The sequence below is a fragment of the Deltaproteobacteria bacterium genome, from assembly GCA_016178705.1.
In the GTDB taxonomy this organism is placed as follows: domain Bacteria; phylum Desulfobacterota; class Binatia; order HRBIN30; family JACQVA1; genus JACOST01.
Map to the genome: position 1 here is coordinate 98,761 of JACOST010000028.1, position 18,863 is coordinate 117,623.

General features: G+C 63.4%; 20 protein-coding genes. 8 read left to right on the forward strand and 12 right to left on the reverse strand.

Going from position 1 to position 18,863, the window contains the following annotated elements:
- Window positions 1-2: 2 nt before the first annotated feature.
- Together HYR72_17450 and HYR72_17455 are read right to left on the reverse strand one after the other, a co-directional pair.
- Window positions 3-473 (reverse strand): hypothetical protein, encoded by a 471-nt coding sequence (locus HYR72_17450; GenBank protein ID MBI1816768.1) that lies wholly within the window; start codon window positions 471-473, stop codon window positions 3-5.
- A gap of 2 nt (window positions 474-475) precedes the next feature.
- Entirely contained in the window at window positions 476-694 is a 219-nt protein-coding gene (locus HYR72_17455) for a hypothetical protein (GenBank protein ID MBI1816769.1), read from the reverse strand.
- Between the two features lie 82 nt (window positions 695-776).
- Between HYR72_17455 and HYR72_17460 the strand changes: the two genes are divergently transcribed.
- Complete coding sequence (locus tag HYR72_17460; protein MBI1816770.1) at window positions 777-1,766, forward strand: WYL domain-containing protein; 990 nt, start codon at window positions 777-779, stop codon at window positions 1,764-1,766.
- A 6-nt stretch (window positions 1,767-1,772) separates the two neighbouring features.
- On the opposite strand, the gene msrA is transcribed toward HYR72_17460, so the two are convergent.
- The 7 genes from msrA to HYR72_17495 form a co-directional block, all read right to left on the reverse strand.
- Window positions 1,773-2,450 carry a peptide-methionine (S)-S-oxide reductase MsrA gene (msrA, locus tag HYR72_17465; protein MBI1816771.1) on the reverse strand — a complete coding sequence of 226 codons (678 nt, stop codon included), beginning with the start codon at window positions 2,448-2,450 and terminating at the stop codon, window positions 1,773-1,775.
- A 38-nt stretch (window positions 2,451-2,488) separates the two neighbouring features.
- Window positions 2,489-2,917 carry a hypothetical protein gene (locus HYR72_17470; GenBank protein MBI1816772.1) on the reverse strand — a complete coding sequence of 143 codons (429 nt, stop codon included), beginning with the start codon at window positions 2,915-2,917 and terminating at the stop codon, window positions 2,489-2,491.
- Between the two features lie 76 nt (window positions 2,918-2,993).
- Window positions 2,994-3,902, reverse strand: a complete 909-nt coding sequence (locus tag HYR72_17475) for a 4-hydroxy-tetrahydrodipicolinate synthase (GenBank protein ID MBI1816773.1) — start codon at window positions 3,900-3,902, stop codon at window positions 2,994-2,996.
- Window positions 3,903-3,929: 27 nt separating this feature from the next.
- Window positions 3,930-5,006 carry a cupin domain-containing protein gene (locus HYR72_17480; GenBank protein MBI1816774.1) on the reverse strand — a complete coding sequence of 359 codons (1,077 nt, stop codon included), beginning with the start codon at window positions 5,004-5,006 and terminating at the stop codon, window positions 3,930-3,932.
- Window positions 5,007-5,051: 45 nt separating this feature from the next.
- Window positions 5,052-6,038, reverse strand: coding sequence for an ornithine cyclodeaminase family protein (locus tag HYR72_17485; GenBank protein ID MBI1816775.1), 987 nt, complete (start codon window positions 6,036-6,038; stop codon window positions 5,052-5,054).
- Window positions 6,028-6,597: a carboxymuconolactone decarboxylase family protein gene (locus HYR72_17490; GenBank protein MBI1816776.1), complete on the reverse strand. Its 570-nt coding sequence runs from the start codon at window positions 6,595-6,597 to the stop codon at window positions 6,028-6,030. Before HYR72_17490 ends, HYR72_17485 begins: the two co-directional genes overlap by 11 nt.
- 19 nt (window positions 6,598-6,616) lie before the next feature.
- Entirely contained in the window at window positions 6,617-7,042 is a 426-nt protein-coding gene (locus HYR72_17495; GenBank protein MBI1816777.1) for a hypothetical protein, read from the reverse strand.
- 619 nt (window positions 7,043-7,661) lie between these two features.
- Between HYR72_17495 and HYR72_17500 the strand changes: the two genes are divergently transcribed.
- Window positions 7,662-8,735: a 3-deoxy-7-phosphoheptulonate synthase gene (locus HYR72_17500; GenBank protein ID MBI1816778.1), complete on the forward strand. Its 1,074-nt coding sequence runs from the start codon at window positions 7,662-7,664 to the stop codon at window positions 8,733-8,735.
- 22 nt (window positions 8,736-8,757) lie between these two features.
- On the opposite strand, the gene HYR72_17505 is transcribed toward HYR72_17500, so the two are convergent.
- Entirely contained in the window at window positions 8,758-10,626 is a 1,869-nt protein-coding gene (locus tag HYR72_17505; protein MBI1816779.1) for an alkaline phosphatase family protein, read from the reverse strand.
- Between the two features lie 451 nt (window positions 10,627-11,077).
- Here HYR72_17505 and pdxH point away from each other — a divergent pair, with 451 nt between their 5' ends.
- On the forward strand, window positions 11,078-11,656 hold the full coding sequence (pdxH, locus tag HYR72_17510) for a pyridoxamine 5'-phosphate oxidase (GenBank protein ID MBI1816780.1): 579 nt from the start codon (window positions 11,078-11,080) through the stop codon (window positions 11,654-11,656).
- Window positions 11,657-11,742: 86 nt separating this feature from the next.
- Window positions 11,743-13,155: an MATE family efflux transporter gene (locus HYR72_17515; protein ID MBI1816781.1), complete on the forward strand. Its 1,413-nt coding sequence runs from the start codon at window positions 11,743-11,745 to the stop codon at window positions 13,153-13,155.
- Between the two features lie 418 nt (window positions 13,156-13,573).
- Here the strand turns inward: HYR72_17515 and HYR72_17520 are convergent, their stop codons facing one another.
- Together HYR72_17520 and HYR72_17525 are read right to left on the reverse strand one after the other, a co-directional pair.
- Window positions 13,574-15,004, reverse strand: a complete 1,431-nt coding sequence (locus HYR72_17520; protein MBI1816782.1) for a hypothetical protein — start codon at window positions 15,002-15,004, stop codon at window positions 13,574-13,576.
- A gap of 194 nt (window positions 15,005-15,198) precedes the next feature.
- Complete coding sequence (locus HYR72_17525) at window positions 15,199-17,088, reverse strand: SIR2 family protein (GenBank protein MBI1816783.1); 1,890 nt, start codon at window positions 17,086-17,088, stop codon at window positions 15,199-15,201.
- Between the two features lie 398 nt (window positions 17,089-17,486).
- Between HYR72_17525 and HYR72_17530 the strand changes: the two genes are divergently transcribed.
- The 4 genes from HYR72_17530 to HYR72_17545 all read left to right on the forward strand — a co-directional run bounded on the left by HYR72_17530 (window position 17,487) and on the right by HYR72_17545 (window position 18,789).
- Window positions 17,487-17,741 (forward strand): hypothetical protein, encoded by a 255-nt coding sequence (locus HYR72_17530; protein ID MBI1816784.1) that lies wholly within the window; start codon window positions 17,487-17,489, stop codon window positions 17,739-17,741.
- Between the two features lie 24 nt (window positions 17,742-17,765).
- Entirely contained in the window at window positions 17,766-18,077 is a 312-nt protein-coding gene (locus HYR72_17535; GenBank protein ID MBI1816785.1) for a hypothetical protein, read from the forward strand.
- 81 nt (window positions 18,078-18,158) lie between these two features.
- The gene (locus HYR72_17540; GenBank protein ID MBI1816786.1) at window positions 18,159-18,503 is read left to right on the forward strand and encodes a hypothetical protein; all 345 of its coding nucleotides are present in this window, start codon (window positions 18,159-18,161) and stop codon (window positions 18,501-18,503) included.
- Window positions 18,490-18,789, forward strand: a complete 300-nt coding sequence (locus HYR72_17545) for a helix-turn-helix transcriptional regulator (GenBank protein MBI1816787.1) — start codon at window positions 18,490-18,492, stop codon at window positions 18,787-18,789. Before HYR72_17540 ends, HYR72_17545 begins: the two co-directional genes overlap by 14 nt.
- The last annotated feature ends 74 nt before the right edge of the window (window positions 18,790-18,863 follow it).

The following is an 18,863-nucleotide window of genomic DNA, read 5'->3' on the forward strand; positions in this document are numbered from 1 at the left end:
CATCACGGTCGCGCGTGCCACTTGGTGTAAATCGGTGGCCAGTTATTGGGCTCACCGCGTTTCTTATAGGTAGCCAGCAGCGCGTGCTCGATATCGAACTCGAATAGCATCTCGTCAGCGGAGGACGTACCGCCGCTGGCGAGAAATGAAGCGCGCACCTGGTCGGCGAGCGAACGATCCTCGCGGTGAATCGCGCGGCCGCTGAGGTAGAACTCGTCGTCACGATCCGGCACCGGAAAAGTGTGCACCGCGAAGCGGCGGTCGCGGAGCAGATCGCCCTGCTTGGGTGACGGTGCGATCAATCCAAAGAGACCGGAGCCGACGAGAATCGGGCAGAACGGATGGACGCGCGGCCCGCCGTCTTTGCGGACCGTCGCCAGATATCCGAGCCCAATGCCGTGCTGGTACAGCAGCGCGCGACCGCGTGCGGCCATTTCGGGGCTGACTTGTTCGAACTCGTTCCAGGTTGCCATGGTCAATCCTCCCTTGTTGGGTACGCGCACAGGACAGTGTCGAGCGCCTTGATCCCCCTGAAGTAGCGACAGATCGAGGTGTCCTTGACGGCGCACTTGTGTGTCGCGGCCTGGTCCGCGTCGTTCCAAGGGCACGCCTCTTGTTCCCACGCCAGACCCGGCTTGGGGATGAGATCGATGTCCATGTTTCCGCCACGCAGCTCGCGAATGGATTCAGTCATCTCTCCTCCTTCTGCGCGCGAACATATCTTTCTATTCCTGACACCCTCTGTCAGGATTGCGGAGATATAGGATCGCTCCAGAATGCGCGCCGACCGACTCCTCTCGATGCTTCTCCTGCTGCAACACCGTGGCCGCATGACGGCGCCGCAGTTGGCCGAGCAGTTGGAGGTGTCCGAGCGCACGATCTACCGCGACCTCGACGCCCTGAGCGCTGCGGGGGTTCCGGTGTATGCGGAGCGTGGCCCGCGGGGCGGGTGCGTGCTGCGGCCGGGGTACCGCACCGACCTGACGGGCCTCAACCAATCGGAAGTGGCGTCGTTGTTTGCTGGCACCGCGCGCCGGGCGCTGGATGACGTCGGCCTTGGTACGGGATTGCGGAGCGCACTAGTCAAACTCGAAGCCGGGTTGCCGGAGGCGCGGCGAACCGATGCGGCGCGCGTTCGCCAACGGCTGCACGTTGACGCGGCGGCGTGGTTTGGCGCCGACGAGCGGTCGCCGCAACTCATGGCGTTGCGCGACGCGGTGTTCGCCGACCGCACGGTGCGGCTCACCTATCTGCGTGCCAACGGGGGCGCCGCGACACGGCGGGTCGATCCGCTCGGCTTGGTGGTGAAGGGTGGCATCTGGTACCTCGTCACGGTGACGGCTGGCGACACGCGCGTGCATCGCGTGTCGCGCATCCGGCGCGTCGTCGTCACGAAGGATCGGTTCGAACGGCCACGGCAATTCGACTTGGCGACATTCTGGTCCGCCTGGTCGCGCGATTTCATCGCCAGCATCCCGGACTATCGTGTCCGCTTGCGCGCGACGGCACGCGCCCTCGGGTTGCTACCGCAGATCTTCGGTGATCGCGTGCGCACCGCGATCGAGGCCGCCGGACCACCCCACGCGGATGGTGTGATGATCGAACTCACCTTCGATTCGCGCGAGGCCGCGTGCGGCCGCTTGCTGGGACTGGGTACGTTGGTTGAAGTGATCGAACCGCGCGACCTGCGCGATCGCTTACGCCAGACGGCGCAGGCGGTCAGCGAACTGTATGGCGGTGAAGGCCGGCGTCGCGCACGCCGCTGAGCGCCGTTAGCCCGCCCTCTGAGTTGCGGGTTGCGCGGGCGCGATCAATCCGATCGGACAACTCACCCCGGTACCGCCGAGGCCGCAGTAGCCGCCGGGATTCTTGGCGAGATACTGCTGGTGATACTCCTCGGCGTAGAAGAATTCCGGTGCCGGCAGCACTTCGGTCGTGATCGGACCGTGACCGGCTTCACTCAGCAGACGCTGGTAGGCCTCGTGCGAAGCCTCGGCGGCGCGTCGTTGCGCGTCGCCATAGTAGTAAATGCCGGAACGATACTGCGTGCCGACATCGTTACCCTGTTGCATCCCCTGCGTCGGGTCGTGATTCTCCCAGAACACTTTCAACAGCGACTCGTACGTCACCGTCTGCGGATCGAACACCACGCGGACGACTTCGTTGTGGCCGGTGAGCCCGCTGCACACTTCGCGATACGTCGGATTGGGCGTAAAGCCCGCGGCGTAGCCGACCGCGGTGGTATAGACACCGGCGAGCGTCCAGAACTTGCGCTCCGCGCCCCAGAAGCAGCCCATACCGAACAGCGCGAGTTCCATGCCGGCAGGGAAGGGCGGCTCCAGCGGTGCACCGGTGACGAAGTGCTGCGCCGGCACCGGCATGCGGTCGGTGCGCCCAGGCAGGGCGGTTTCAGATGAAGGCAATCGCGATTTGTTTTCTTTGAGCCACATGTTCATGCCCTTCGAATGATGCCGCGCCGCGCGCCAAGTTACTTCCAACCGATCGGCTCGTAGCCGCGTTCACGCAAGCAACGATCGACGAAGTTGGCGTACACCGGATCCGGGTCGTGCGACTGAAACGAACCCAGGAGACCCGACAACAATCCCGCCGTCGCCCCGCTCGCGGCGCCGACTGCGGCGCCGGTGCCGGCATTGCCGACGATCGCGCCGCCGACCGCGCCACTCGCCGCACCCACACCCGCGCCCACCGCTGTTTGGGTTCCGACCCGCCGCGCCGCCTCCGCATCCGCACCGCCCGATTTCACGTACTGTTCGGCGCGCTGCATGCAATCCGTGATGTCACGCTGCGCCGCGGGCTCACCGACGCGGGTGTATTGCGCGTTGGGATACAACACCGGGCGCCGCGCGCCGCAACCGGCGACAACAACGAGACCGCTGGCGAGCAAGAGTGAAGGCAGTTGATTCGCGCGCACGTCCGAAGCTAACCACAGGGGTGCGGGTCAGTCCAGTTGCACGAAGTCACGTGGCGCGAAGTCACGCCGCAGCGATCAGCCCGGCGCGTTGCAGCACGCCGTCGAGGCGCTGCTCCAGTTCGTATGTTGCCGGGACCATCGGCAGTCGATGCTCGTTGCTGTCGAGCAAGCCCATGCGGCGCATCATCCATTTGATCGGGATCGGGTTGGTGTCGAAGAACACGGCCTGGTTCAACTCGAACAAGTCGAAATGCAGTGTGCGGGCGGCGGCGAGATCGCCACCCGCAACTGCGTCGCACAGATCGACGAGTTTGCGTGGGGCGATGTTGCCGACGGCGTTCATCAGGCCGGCGGCGCCGATCGCCAGCAGCGGAAAACTCAACTCTTCGAGACCGACGAAGAGGCGGAAGTCAGTACCGAAGCGGACGAGCAATTTGGTGGCGAAGCCCAGATCATTGACTGCGAGTTTGATGCCGACCAGCCGCGGAATCTTTTCGGCGATGCGTTCGATGGTGTCGAGTGGCAAGTCGACCGCGGTGCGGCCGGGGATGTGGTAGAGCAGCAGCGGTAGGCCGGTCCGCGTGCCGAGGTCGACGAAGTACTCGACCAGACCGCGCTGCGGCGGCTTGATGTAGTAGGGCGTGACAATCAGCGCGGCGGCCGCGCCGGCGTCGGCCGCGTGCTCCAGCAGTTCGGCGCTTTCGGCATGCGATTGCGCGCCGGTGGCGGCGACCACGGGGATGCGGCCATCCGCGGTGTTGATGGCGACCTGCAGCAATTGCATACGTTCGTCGATGGTCAATAGGCTCGGTTCGCCGGTGGTGCCGCACACCACGATCCCGTGCGAGCCGTGCTCGATCTGAAATTCGACGAGTTCGGCAAACTTATCGTAGTCCACCTCGCCGGTGTTGAACGGCGTCACCAGCGGTGGGAACGATCCGCGCAAAAAATTCTCGTCCAGCGTGATCATCGTGGGCTGCCTTCGTTCTGCGGCCCCCTACGTGCGGTTGGTCGCAAATCCTTCCTGGGCGCCGAGCACGCGAAGTGGACGGCGCAGGTCTTCTTGCCACAGCAGCGACTCCATCGCGATGTGCAGCGGGCTGTCTTGGATCGTCAGCTCGTACACCGGCTCGTCGTGCGAGGCGTGGTTGTGCACGCCCCAGCCCGGCGCGGAGAGCATGAGATCGCCGGCGCGCCATTCGTACCGCTGACCCTCGACCACGCTGTGGCCACTGCCGGCGAAGAAGTAGTTGATCGCCGCCGATGCGTGACGATGCGGCCGATCGACGATCTTCGGCGGTCGAATGGTGATCGTTGCAAAGAAGTTCTGCGTCGTGCCGTTGGTGCGGCCGGTCGCCTGGTTGAACATGAGATAGAGCCGGCGTCCCACATACGACTTGCCGAGCGCTTCCAGTTTATCGAGGTGCTGCTTCACCAGCGGCCACGGCCAGTGCAGCGGCGTCGACTCGACGGCGGCTGGATTGATGAGTTGCTCGTAGGGCATCAGATAGGCACCAGCGTCAGTGAGCTTGAAAGTGCCGTACGGGCTGTGGCCCGTCGGATCGTCGGACTGTTCGATGGTGGTGTCGGGCGGGCCGGACTCCGGTGGATGTTCGTCGACCACGTGCACGTTGAGCTTCTCGAGCAGTGCGGCGTTGCTGTAGGTGAGACGCACATGCACGTCGGCGCTTTCATTCACGTGCCAGTACGTGGCCATCGACGGCGTGTTCCAGACGTCGTACGGCGCAAATTCGATTGTGCGGCCTCCGATCGCCGAGGTGCCGCGCCCGCGAATGCAGAAGTTCACCTGCGTCGAGTTGTGCCGAATCGGTTGGGTGCGTTCGCCGGGTTTGAGGACCTCGATGGCGACGCGAATGCCAGGGGCAAGGCCGAGTCCGGGCGCTTGCGCCCGCGGGTGAACGATGAGCGCCGTGCGCCGCCCGTTCGCCGGTGTGGGCAAGCTGGCGAGCCGGTTGATTTCCGCGTCGATCTCTTCTCTGCGGATGATGAGGGCGGGCCACAGATCGAGCGCGGGCGTCGCGGCACCGGTACAATCAACAAAGCGTGCGTGCATGTCGCTCATGATTCAGCACCTCGAAGAAGACTGCAAACCGCGTTTCTAGTGCAGGCGCGGCTGAGCACGTCGCGGTTGGGCGATGTGCCGGCCCACGTTGGCGCGGCGGGCGCGATCGTACACCTCGATGCCCAGCGCGAGATCGGCGATGCCCATGCCCATCGCCTTGAACAGCGTGAGGTCGGCGTCGCGTGGCCGCTTGCGCTGTTCGGCCACGATGGAGCTGAGCGGCGCGACGCGCCTCCAATCGCCAGCATTGAAGTAGTCCATGAACTCGCGCGACAACTTCTGTGCAGCGGGCGGGCTGTCCACGGCAACCACGGTGCAACGGGGCAGGATGTCGCTCGCGAACTCGGCGCGTTCCGGTGTGATCGCGCCAACCGCGTTGAGATGGCAGCCGTCGGCGACCATCGCGGCGGTGAGAAACGGGGCGGTCGCGCGCGTGACCAACGTGATGATCGCTGCACCGGCAACGGCTTCAGCGATCGACGCCGCCTCAATTGCCTCGAGGTTCAACTCGCTGTGAACACGCGCGACGAACTCGGCGCGATGCGCCGGATTGGGGCTGAAGACGCGCACGCGTCGCAGCGATCGCACCGCGGCGACCGCGGCGACCTGCGCGAGCGCTTGCTTGCCGGTGCCGATGATCGCCAACTCGTCGGCGTCGGCGCGCGCGAGCCAACGAGTCGCGACCCCCGAGATTCCACCAGTGCGCAGTTGCCCGAGCGCGAAGGCCTCGATGATGGCGCGCAGTGCCCCGGTCTGGCTATCGAACAGGATCAGCAGCGGCGTCGCGCCGCCGGCGGTGTGCGTCCAGGTCTTCGTGCCGGCGACGCCTGCGGTGGAGAACAGCGCACCGATTGCGTGGAGGGTGTGACCGCCGCCCCACGCGACGTGGGTCTTCGTCATGTTGCACGCTTCACCGCGGGCTTCGAGCCTGAGCCCGTGCTCGATCGCGTCGATGGCCTCGCGCAGATCGATGAGCGAGACGACGTCGGCTTCACTCAGCCACAGCGCGGAATCAGGGCTCATCGCAGATGTCCGCGGCTGCCCCTTTCTCGAAGATCGACGGCACCGGCGGCGCGAGTTGCAGAGCGTTCACGATCAGACTGTGCGTGACGTAGCGGCCGATCAGGAACAGCGCGGCCATGGCGCCCGCTGGGCCGATCGCCGCGACGACGGCATTGAACTCATCGCTGACATGCTGACCGCGCTGCGCGATGACGGCGATGGTGAGACGCTGCACCAACCGTTCGGTGTCACGCAACGGACCGTCACGCAACGTCGCGGCGGCGCGAATCCATTCGTCGCTGAACCCGAGCGTGCGGCACAGGCGTTCATGTTGATGTCGCTCGTAGTCGTTCTGCATCACGCCGGCGACGGTGAACGCGACGACTTCGGTGAGGTTGTCGGGCAGCGCGGCCTTGAGATCGTCGGTGAGCGTCATGAACGTGCGCAGGGCGGCGGGCTGATGGGCGGCGCACTTGAAAAATTCGCCGAGGTAGCCGAGCCGCGTCACCCGCGGCTGCAGCGCGTGGCTCAGCTCCGCTGGCATGTCGGACAGTTCGAGTCGCGGAATACCGCTGCTCATCGCTCAGTCTCGGCGTCCGTCAGCCGTGCTTCCAATATTGCGGCTTGCGCATGAACTGGCGCTGTATTTCGAGCAAATCTGGATCCGCCGAGTCGATGGCTTTTCCCGTGTCGGGGAATTTCGCCGCCAACGCGGCGACCCAGTCCGGATCGGAGTCCGGTACCTTGAAGTTGAAGCCCGCCCGCTTCATGCAAATGTCGAGGCTAGCCATGTGAAGCGCCAAGACGCGAGAGCGCGCGCGTTTGTCGTCGGCGGATTCGGATGCCGCCGCGGGCGCATGATCGGTAGCCGTGGGTGGCGACACTGGGTTGGATTTGTCGACCTTCGCGAGGCACTCGGTCAGCGCGGACTCAGCCGTGGGTGGCGGCGCCGCCGGTTGCGTACAACCCATCACCAGGATTCCCAACGCGGCGAAACCGATAAAGCAAATCGACCGGATCATCATTCCTCCCAATCAAATGGATGTGGTGCCTCGGCTCATAGCGCGTTTCTCTATAGCTGACTCGCGCTGCTTGTGGGAGTCGGGCGCGGACTCGCGATGCGGGTGGAGTTAGCCCTGATGTGACAGAACATGGGCGGTGGGGTCACGGTTTGCCCGCACCGGTTGCGCGGTGGGGGAGGGTTCCAACGTGCCATTCTTACCGTCATTGAGAATGAGGTTTTGGGAGGGCGAGGCTCCCGCCGAGCCGCCGCACCATCACCGAGCCAGCGGCTCGCCGGAAGGCTCGCCCTCCCGGATTCGCCCACGGATCCACTTGTCACATAGGGTTAGGTCGTTGAAAAGGTGCGGCGCCCCCAGGGTGGCGGAGTCTGATTGGAGGGCGCCGCGTCGTCGGCGCGGCCAGTTGCCAACTGTCGCCTGCATTTGACGACCACGCCCTCGCTGGGCTACAGAGTGCCCACGATTATGTCTCGCGGCGCTTTTCGATTTGCGTATTTTACCTTCCCCTGGTGGGCACCGGGGCGACGGAGGACTACGTGAACGGCTAGCGCCGCGTTCAACTAGTAGAATCCGAAGCCCTGAGAGCAATCTCGGGGCTTTTTTTTGGCGAAAGGCAAACGACATGAGCGAGAGAATAGAAAACGCGAACCTGGTGGACGTGCTGCCATTGACGCCACCGACCGCGGCGAAGGCGAAGCTGCCGCGCACGGAGCGAGTGACCGAGGTCGTGCTGCACGCGCGCCGAGCGATCCGTGACATCATCCACGGACGTGATCGGCTGCGATTACTCGCCGTCGTCGGCCCGTGCTCCATTCACGATCCCGAGGCGGCGCTCGACTACGCGCGGCGCCTCGTGCGGGTGGCCGACGCCGTTGGCGATCACGTCGTGGTGGTGATGCGGACGTATTTCGAGAAACCACGCACGACGATCGGGTGGAAGGGGTTGATCAACGACCCCCATCTCGATGGTTCGTGCGACATCGCCGTCGGCTTGGAGTTGGCGCGCCGGATTCTGCTGGAGATCAACGAACTCGGCCTGCCGTGCGGCTACGAAGCGCTCGATCCGGTGACGCCACAGTACATCGCCGACTTGTTGAGTTGGGCGGCCATCGGGGCGCGCACGACCGAGAGCCAAACCCATCGCGAGCTCGCCAGCGGCTTGTCGATGCCGGTCGGATTCAAGAACGGCACCGATGGCGGTCTCGAGGTGGCGCTTAACGCGATGATCTCTGCTCGCGCGCCGCATGCGTTTCTCGGCATCAACCCCGACGGCGTGACGTCGGTGGTCCGTACGGGGGGCAATCCCGATCGCCATATCGTGTTGCGTGGCGGCAGCGGCAAGCCTAACTACGCACCCGCCGATGTGGCGCGAGCAGCGGCGCTGGTGGTCGACGAGGCGATCACGCGCCCGATCATGGTGGATTGCTCGCACGACAACTCGATGAAGGACCACACCCGTCAGCCGCAAGTGTGCCGCGACGTGTTGGCGCAGGTGCGCGCCGGGCAGGAGCGCATCATGGGCGTGTTGCTCGAAAGCAATCTGAAGCCCGGCAAGCAGACGTGGAAGCCGAACGTGCCGCTGGCATACGGGGTTTCCATCACCGACGCCTGCATCGGTTGGGACGACACCGAAGCGCTGCTGTACGAGATCGCCGATGCAGTGAAGCGAACGCCTGTGCTGGCTGCCTCGATGTAGGGACGGCTCGGTAGCCGCGCACCTACTTGACGTACCCGAGCGCCCGCAGTTTCTCCGTCGTCTCGTCGGTGAGTTCTGGCGCGTCGGTGCCGCGCAATCGCGTCGGTGGGGAATAGGGCCCATAGCTGGCGAGTGATGTGGGCGGGATCGACGCGACCACCTCGGGCTGCAGCGCCTCGGTGAGCACGCGCCCCGGCATGTCGGTGGCGCGCGGCAGCCCGAGCAACGCGAGCAGCGTCGGTGTCACGTCGAGCAGCGTGGGTGCGGGCGCCAACTGCGCGCCCGCTCGGATGCTATAGCCACTCATCAGCAGGATGCCGTCGGGGGCGTGCTCGTGGCCCGACAGGCCGCCGCGCTCGTAATCCCAGCCGTGATCCGACACCAGGACCACTGTCGTGTGGTCGTCCGCTTGCGCAACATACTCAGCTAGCCAGCGATCGACGCGTTCGTAGTAGTGATCGACCACACCGCGGGCAAAGGGAAACAAATGGCTCACGTTGTCGATGCCGGGAAGATAGACAGCGAGGAAGTCGACGTGATCCTTGCGCAGCAGTTGTAGACCGGCGGCCGCGCTGAACGCGTCCGCGCCGTCAATCAAGCGGAAGGCGACCTGGTTTTTCGGCTTCGATTCCAAGTCCGCCCGCTCCGTCGCGCTGAGATCCGCGAAGAACGGTGACGCCAGGATGTCCCCCGATTCCAATTCTCCCGCGCCGATTCCCTCGGCCAACTCCGCCATCAACGAGTTCGGATACGTGACCCCGAACGTGAGCGGATTGGTGTGGCCGAACCGCTTTTCCATGCGCGCGGCACGGTTCGGGTTGTTGTCGGACACCAGGAAGCCGTTCACCGGTTCGCTCGGCCAGGTTCCCCACCAGTTCACGACCGCCACGCGTCGCCCGCGCTCTGACAGGATGTTCCACAATGCTTTGACCCGCCGATGGCACGAGCTGATTGGAACTTGGACCAGCCATTCGCGGCGCAGCGCCTCCCTGACCAATGGGCGCATGCCGACGTACTGTGGAAGCAGGTTGAAGTTACTCAGTTGTTGGACGCCACAGGAGAGCCCAGGGACCGACACCTCCATGAATCCATTAACCCCGTGTTGGTTTTCGCTCATGCCGGTGGCAATCGTGGTCCACAAGATCGGCGATAGCGTCGGCTTCATGCTGACGAGGGGCGCGGCGACGCCGTTACGCATCAGCGCAGCGAACGCCGGCAGCCGACCCTGCGCGACCAACGGGCGGATGCGTCGCCAGTCCGCGCCATCGAGCCCGATCACGAACACGCGCGCGCCCGCGGCGGATGCGGCGACGGGTGGGACGACCGCGACCGGTTCCGGCCGCGACGCTGGGCGCAGCGCCGCCACCAGCGCGACACCTGACAGCGCCAGCGCGACCGGCAGAATCCGGCTCACCGACGCGCGCCGCAGTCCCGTGGCGATGCGGCTTGTCATAGGTGCGGTTGCGAGCAGTGCCGCGAGCAGGGTTGCGATCTGAAATGGCAACTCGACGGTCTTCAACGGCGGTTGGCCGGCGAGATGAAAGCCGATCGCCAGGATTGCACCGCAGGTTGCGGCGGTGATGATCTCTGCGCTGGCACGGGCTGCAAGCGACGCCGCTGGCGCCGCTCGGCGATGCGAGGCATTGCGCCACGGCCCCACGCGGCCAACCACCCGGCTGGCGAGAGCGCCGAATGCGAAGAGCGCCGCATACACGGTGGCCACGGCGCCGGCGAAACGCAGACCGTTGCCCTCGAGAGCAATCGACTGATTGCGTTGCACGGTAAGATAGCCCGCCAGCAACCCGACCGTGGCCCCGACCCATGCCCACGCGGAGACGGCGAGCAGCCAGGCGTGAAGCGGGCGTGGCGAGGAGTGCACCGACCGCGTCACCGTTCGAAGCCAATGTGTGGACGTGTGCGGCGATTGCATCCCGATCTCGGCGGCGCCGTCATATAGAGTCACCGACGCCCGCGCAAACACTGCGGGGGGGAAAGAGTGGGTGCGACGGATGCGTGGCAGAGCAATGCCGAGCAAGGTCCCTTCTCCCCGAGGAGAGTGTCGACAAACGCGAAGACACCCTTCGACAGGCTCAGGGTGAGCGGATCAAGCTCTTTCAAATTGTTTGATCATCCGTTCGTGCTGAGCTTGTCGAAGCACGCCTTGGAAGAAAATCGGCAGTCTCAGGGAGAGGACCTTTGAGCAACCCTCGGTGCCTTGTCGTGGTTCGCGTGCCGAAGGAAAACTTGCGCCGGCCATGCGTCGGAAGCGATCTCACTTTCCTGTCGCGCAAACCCAGCGTCACGGCTTGGGCCGCTCGGCGCTCTCGGATAGACTCGCGGCGATGACGACGAATCCAATTGCTCGCTTCCGTCGCTGGTTCACGCTCGCGCAGCGCGACGGCAGTCCGCTGCCCGAAGCCATGGCGTTGGCGACCGCCGACGCCGGCGGGCGACCGTCGGTTCGTTACGTGTTGCTCAAAGGCGTCGATGCGCGCGGCATCGTGTTCTTTACCAACGCCGCGAGCCGCAAAGGCCGCGAGCTGCGCGCCAACCCGCGCGCATCGGCGGTGTTCGTCTGGGATCGCCTGCGCAAGCAGGTGCGGATCGACGGCGTGATTGAAGGGGTCAGCGCGGCCGAGGTCGACGCCTACTGGGCGACCCGTCCGCGCGCCAGTCAACTCGCGGCGCTGGCGTCGGATCAGAGCGCGCCGATGGCGAACCGCGCGACCCTGCTCGCGCATTGGCGCGCGCTGCGCCGGCGCTACCGCGGCCGCTCCGTCCCGCGACCGCCGCAGTGGACCGGCTATCGGCTGGTCCCCGACACGATCGAGTTCTGGACGCATCGCGCGCACCGCCTGCACGAGCGCGAGCAGTTCGTCCGCACGCGCCGTGGTTGGCGGCGCCGCCTCTTGCAGCCGTGATTCCGGCGCCGACACTGTCGCTGAACTCCGACGTTCGTTGAGAGTCCGGACTCCACCGCTGCGAACTTTGTGGTACGGTAGCGAGCATGGCGCGTGAGCAGGCGGCGGCGGTCAGAGTGGCGGATGCACTGCCGCTCGAAATGGATCCCATCACTTATCGACGGATCTGGGCGCTCGCCTGGCCGGTGAGCATCTCGACGTCGACGGTCACGCTGCTCACGCTCGCGAATCTGTTTTGGATCGGTCATCTCGGCACGATTGCCGTCGCGGCGGTCTCGCTCAGCGGCAACATTCTCTTCATCGTCTTCGGCATCTCCAACGTCGTGTACACCGGCGCGTTGGCGATCGTGGCGCGGCGGATCGGCGAGGGAAATCACGCGCAAGCCTTCAACGCGGCGCTGCACGCGATGTGTCTGGGGGCGATCCTCGGCGTCGTGGTGGCGGTGCTCGGCTACGCCGGCGCGCCCAGCATCGTGCGATTCTTCAATGCCGGCGACGCTGTCGAGTCGGCGGCGATCTCGTACCTGCGCATCTCGTTTGCGGGGCAGATTCCGCTCTTCGTGTCGATCGCGCTGAGCGCGAGCTACCAGGCCGCGGGCGACACGCGCACGCCCATGTTGATAAACGTGGGCGTCGTGCTGGTCAACGGCCTGCTCGATCCGTTCTTTATCTTCGCGCCGGGTGAGTTGCGGCTCGGCGGCGTGTCGCTGGGCTGGCTCGGGTGGGGCGTGAACGGCGGCGCCATCGCTGGGTTACTGGCCGGGGCCGGGGGGTTCATCGTATTCCTCACCACCTCGCTGCGACGCGGCAAGCCGTTCAAGCGCCCGGCGCATCAACCGTTGGCGCTGAGCCTCAGCGAATTCTGGCGCATGTTGCGCATCGGCACGCCGGCGAGTCTATCGATGATGGCACGACCGCTGTCGACGTTTCTGTTGCTGAAAGTCGTCGCCTCGTTCGGCACCGCGGCGATCGCCGCGTTTGGCATCTCGCTGCGTTCGTTCTCGGTGAACTGGATTCCGTACTCGGGGATCAATACCGCGGTGTCGAGTTTGGTCGGCCGCAGCCTCGGCCGGCGCGACGTCGATGCGGCGGCGCGCGCGGTGCGGCACGGCCTAGCGGTGGACACGGCGGTCGGCGTAGTGTTCTGCATCCTTTACTACGCGTTCGCCCAAGACATCATTCTGGCGTTCGATCGCGAACCGGCGGTGGTGGCGGCGGGCGCGCCGTTCTTGCAACTGATGGCCCTGGGCTTCCTGGTCAGCGCCCCGATGTTCGCGCTCACCAGCGCGATGAACGGCGCCGGCGACACTAAGCCGCCGATGGTCGCCGCGTTCCTGGCCAATTGGCCGATCAAGCTGCCGCTGTCGTACGCGCTGGCGCTGCCGTTCGGCTACGGCATCAACGGTGTATGGATCGGCATGCTGGTCTCGATCGTCTTCGAAGCGATTGTGATCTTTATCTGGTACCAACGCGGCACGTGGAAGACGAAGAAGGTCTGAGCGGTGATCGGAGCCTTCAACTGCGACGCCGGTCGCGTGAAACAGCCAACATTGCCCGATGGCCGGGTGATCGGATTCATCACCGGCACCACGGTGCAGTCGGTGAGCGACACCTACACTCGCAACGCCTTCGGCGAGCCGTTGATCCACAGCGCAAGCGGCGCGAGCGGTGCGCTCTTCAAGGTCCAGTACACCCGCGACACCGGCGGCCGGACCGCATCGAAGACCGATACCGTCAAATGGTGTCGCCACGACCTTCGCATACACCCTACGACGCCGACCGGCAGTTCGGCAGCTCCCTTCTCTGACAAGGGCCAGAGGGTTTTTCTGCAGCCTCAACGCCATGGCGCTGAGGCGCGGCGCGCTCTTCGCCGTCGCCTGGAGCGGCTTGGGCTGCGATCCCTCCGGTTTGAAGGGTCTAGTACACTTCGTGCCAATTGTTCCAGAATGCCTCCGTCAGCAACTTGTTCTCCGTGACGATCCGGACCGTGGTCCCTGTAAGGCGCTCGCGAAGAAGATAGTACGCGTCAGTACCCTCTTTGCGGGCAAGATCATATTCCATCATGTTCGTGAAGATTCGGTCCAATAGGGTGGCTACCTCATCCACCTTGTAGGTGATCATTGCCCCGTTGACGATCCCACTCTTGAACTCCACCAATCTGGTGAGCGGATGGCTATCCCGGTAAAAGTCGTAAATCTCACGGCCTTGAGGATCGTCCGGACAAAGGATGATCACCGGCTTCCCGAGGCTCAGGGCCATGGCGTATTCGCTCACTTTGCCCAGGCTCTCCTTGTGCTGAGCAAAATAGAGTACCACTTTGGCCGTCTTCACCATGAGGCACTCTATGATCCCTTTATCCTCGTGGTGCTCGGCGGCACTGAGCGTTGGATCGAAATAGCGAACATTATACTTGCTCAGCGTTGGAGAATCGAAGATCTGCTCACAGGTGCTCGCCATGTCGCGAAAGTCCTGGCGCGTGCGCATAGACGTCGCGACGTAAACGTCGAGGTCGTTACAGAGCGACAGATAAATTCTGGTGTTCTGTAGGGCATCGACTCTGGCCTTCTGGAACGCGTCCCACTGACCCGTGTACAGCGCTACGACCTCTTCTTCGCTCTGGAGGACTCGTGATGCATCCTTGAACAGCAGCTCAAATAGCTGTAGCTGATTCTTGCCCTCGGCGAGGGCCTTGGTCCTATCTCGCAGCAGGTCAGGCGTAACCTGTGCGCCTTCTGCTCGGAGCGCTCGAAATCCCTCAAGCGCCAGCGTGACGTGGTCTGTGTCTTGAAGCGATCCTTTGGCTTCGTAGGTCTTACACGCCATCTCGGAGATCAGGTAGCGGCTATTGCGGGGAATCGGGGTTGGTCCCGCCACCTTTCCACGAGTTGCGATGCGCTGTTCGTTGATGCGCCTCTCTGAAAAGAAGGTGCTGATTGCCTTGAAGGAAAGTAGCCGTAGGTCGCGATAGGCTTGGCGAAAATTGCCCCAATACAACATGGCGTCGTATATGAAGCGACGGAGGCCCCACTGAGCTTGCTGAAGAGAGGTGATTTCAGTGACCTCATTGGGAGGCCTATAGCCGGTTGGTGAATGGACCCTTTCGACAGGGTAGGGATGGGTGAGCGGAACTTCCAGAAAATGGTAGCGAAAGCATCCTTCGCTCATCCCGGCCTGGGAGCAGCGGTGCATAAGTTGATTTAGTCGGGCCCACGACAGGGAGCCGTCGTTCAGTGCCTCAAGTCCGGTAGCAATTGCATCGTAGATATCGCTGCCCTGATCGAGGCCTCGAAGCAGGGATGGAAAATACTCGCCGAAGGCAGCTTTGATTTCCACTAGCGTGGTTGGCATGCGTTCCTCCGTTTACGGGCCCGTTTTTCCCATTCTGTCGCCGCCCAACGGTCAGGCATCACCTGCGCGTGTCTTTCCGCCGCGTCAGGTGGACCCCTCTTGTTCGGCTTTGCCCGATTGACACTGTCGTACTCTCGTCTTTGCGATTCGCTGGACCCTGTCGGACGCTGCTCCCTGCCGTCTCGCTACAAGCATCAAGTCGGCAGCTCCGACAATCTATCTGGAATCGCAGACGATGGAACACCGGGAGGGCTTACCGATGGGTCGGCTTGCAACCAATACCTCATGAACGTCCGCGAAAGAATCGTTGTGTCAACTGAGTCAGCGACGTATACAGGGGTGATGGATGGTGTGCGAAGTCTTCTGGCGAAGTAGATTCCCGACGTTGGTATGTCATGAAAGTAGGCGACGGTCATGTGCCGGTTGTGTCGCCACCAATCCAGCCTGCGAACCTTGAGGTGGGCACCAAATTTGGCGTTTAGAGCCTCCTCATGCTGACGAAATGCGATGATGAGATAGACATCTAGCCCCCTAGAGAGTTTGTCGGAGAATGATTGGGTGTAGGCAGGGTCGAGCAGCCACTCTCCTGTCTCTGCAATGACGGCGAGTTGTGTGAACTCACCCTTGAGCAGAATATGGGTCTGTGCACGCAACGCGGTAATCGTCCCCAGCGTAGTTGGTGCCGAGAATATCTTCGCGCAGACCTGATCATCACGAGCGTGAATCTCGACCTCGCTGCTGCGCTCGAGATCCTGAAGAGTCGTCGTGATAGTGGACACGCGAGAATCATCCGGAACAACTGAGTCGTCCAGAATCAGTCGCTCTGTCAATCGATTCGCCAGCTTGTCCAGATCAATACTGCGATTTGTGGGAGCCACGTCCGACTCGACGGTCTCTGGCCGACATATCAGCGGGTCCGCAAAGTAGGTTTCATGGGCAACGTCATCAGGCAACAATCCTCCGCTCGCGCAAATCCTCTCCCAACTCTCGCGATGCTGATCAGGGGATGTTGCCGCATACTGATCAAAATAGAATGCGCAGCGCCCACGGACGAGCGACTCGATCGACACCAATCCTCGGCCCTTCACCGCACACATGGCGACCTCCAATATGGCACGCGCTCGGGAATACTCCGCGTGCTCGATCGTTCGAAGATGAAGGTCCCGCTGCCATGGAAGTAGCTCCGATACGAGCACGTGCCTGCTTATGGAGGGAACCTGTACGACTCCGTTTGATTCCTTGTCCGCTACCTGACGCAAGACGTCTGCGAACCCGCGAAGGATCAGGTCGTGCCCCTGGTAGCCTCTGCGGGACGCTGAGACAGACCATTTGGACGACATGAGGTCTTCGAAGGAAGTCGCCTTTCCCGGCCGTTCCGCCAGCACCTCTTTGGTTGGATCGTTGGGGCCCTTTACAAGGCCACCGCGCGAAAGAGTGAATATCGCCAACCTGGTAGGGGCTGCCAACATTGCGTTCAACTCAAAACTGCCAAGAGATGAACCCACGTTGAGCAGTGTACAGTCTGTTCCATCGAGCAGTTTCTGGATACCTCCCTCGATCCGGTCGCGTTTGGAGTAGTATGCGTCCCGAGTGAAGCGGAGGGTTTCGGGATCGCTCGCGGTACCGTGCAGCTTGATGTAGAGAGGAAGAAAATCGCTAGCATCTGCGTCGAACTGCACGTGCCTGCAATCTCGCTCGGATACTATTCTGACGAACTCTCCGGCGGTCAGCTCATCGTAGAGAGACTGATCGAGCAACTCATCAAAGTTCAGGTTTACGAGGGCATCGATGAACCGATGTTTGAGCAGATGCGCAAGAATTTCATAAGTCAGTAGAGTGGGATGACGGATGTCGTACTTGTCCTTCAGATGAGCCCGTACGTTCTGCGCGAGACTCGCCGAGCGGCTTAGGGCCGCGAGCTGTGTTTCGAAGGCTTCCTCTTGGAGTCGAAACACTCGGGTCAACCAGTGAAGATATTCCTTGCGGCCTCGAGGGTTTGGATCCTCCCCAACCAGGGCGTCAATGAGCTCTGCAGACGAACCGACTGCGGGGACGCTGGGGCCTGCTCCGACCACAGCAATCACCCGGCAACGCCTCCGAGTGCCCTCGAGAAGCTGCGGCTGAAGCAGTTGCACGCGAAACCGGTCAGAGAGGGACACCTTCAAATGGCGAGTAAGCAGTCGCCGTGCGAGCAATGCGAGTGTTTGCATCTGATCTTCAGGAACATTTGTGACTACGGAATCCGAAATCGCAAACATCGATGCCATCGCACACCCCCTGGTAAGACTTTACAGCTATCCTGCCGAACATGTATTCGGCCGGTCTGCGTAACGCGGCCAACGTTGGATGGCTCGCAACGTAACACGGGCGGTGCGCGAGCCACAAACGCGGTGATGAGGCTCCCCATTCGCCACTTGGCGGTCTGGAGCGACGATGGTCTCCCCAGCACACGCCGGTCAGTCTAAGATCCGACGGGGCCGTGATGACAGCGACGGGTGGCACGCTCATCGCACCAGCCGATCCAGCGGGCCGGGTGCCGATCCCGGTCGACGTGGCCTTCCCGAAGCCCGGCTTGCCCGACATCGGCGGCGAGATGACGCTGCCGCCGCTAGTGCCCGGCCTCGATGTGCCGAGCTTCGATGTCCACGGCTTCTTCTTCAAAGCGCCGTTCGATGTCGACGGCGTCCAGATTCCGCCGATTCCCGGCGTCATCGTGATTCCTGGCAACATTGCCTAGCTGCACTAGTTCTTCCAGGTGGTGGTGCTGGTCTCCAACGTCGCACCCGCGGGCAGCGAGCTGGTGATCACCACGGCCGACGCGAAGTTGACGCTGCCGCTCGGCAACAACGGGGTGAAGCAGTTCTTCACGACACCGTCGGACGATCGGTTGTGGCCGGCCAAGACGGCGCAGCCGCCGCTCAATCCGTCGCCGTGCACTCTGCCGCTGCAGGACCCGCGCTTGTGCTCGTTGGTGACCGGCCACAGCAGCGACGGCTCGTTCGGCCCGGGCGGCGACGCGCAAGGCGACTTCTCGGTGGAAGGGCGGCAAGTCGGCACGCTGTCGAAGGCGTAACCGGCGCGGTCGTAGTCGCCGCTGGACCTCCTTGCCGCGATCGGTTAAGAATTAGCCAACTCGCTAAGTAAGGAGGCTGCTATGGGCGGGCAGGAGACGGTGATCTGTCTGTATCGAGTGCGCAAGGGCAACGAACGGAAGTTCGTGAAGCTGTTGCAGCGACATTGGCCGACGCTGCGGCGGTTCGGGTTGGTGACGGCGGCGCGGCCGAAACACTTTCGCGGCGTTGAGCAAGGCGGCCGCGCATATCCGATCTTCGTCGAGATCTTCGACTGGAAGAACGCGAGGGCTGCACAGATGGCCCACGAGCATCCGGAGGTGATGGCGATCTGGGAGCCGATGGACAAGCTGTGCGAAGCGCGCGACGGGCGTCCGAACATGGAATTCCCGCACGTGCGGCCGTTGAAGATTCGTGTCCAAGCGTGATCCGTATCGCGAACTCGAGCACGTCGACCAGGTGTTTGCGGCGTTGGCGCACGCCTCGCGACGGCACATCTTGTTGGCGCTCAAGTTTCACGGCGGCCAGATGACCGCCGGCGAGATCGCCGACCGCTTCGCCTGCAGTTGGCCGACGACGACCCGGCATTTGCGGCAACTCGAAGCGGCCGGCCTCGTCGTCGTCGAGAAGGTCGGGCGCGGGCGTGTCTATCGTCTCAACCGGAAGCGCCTGCAAGCGGTCGTCGGCGACTGGGCAAAGTGGTTTCGGCGCTGAGTCGCGATCTGCAGCGGCGCACGGCGTCCTGTGCAGCTATGCAGCGCCGCGTATGCGGGTACGCCACGCGCCTC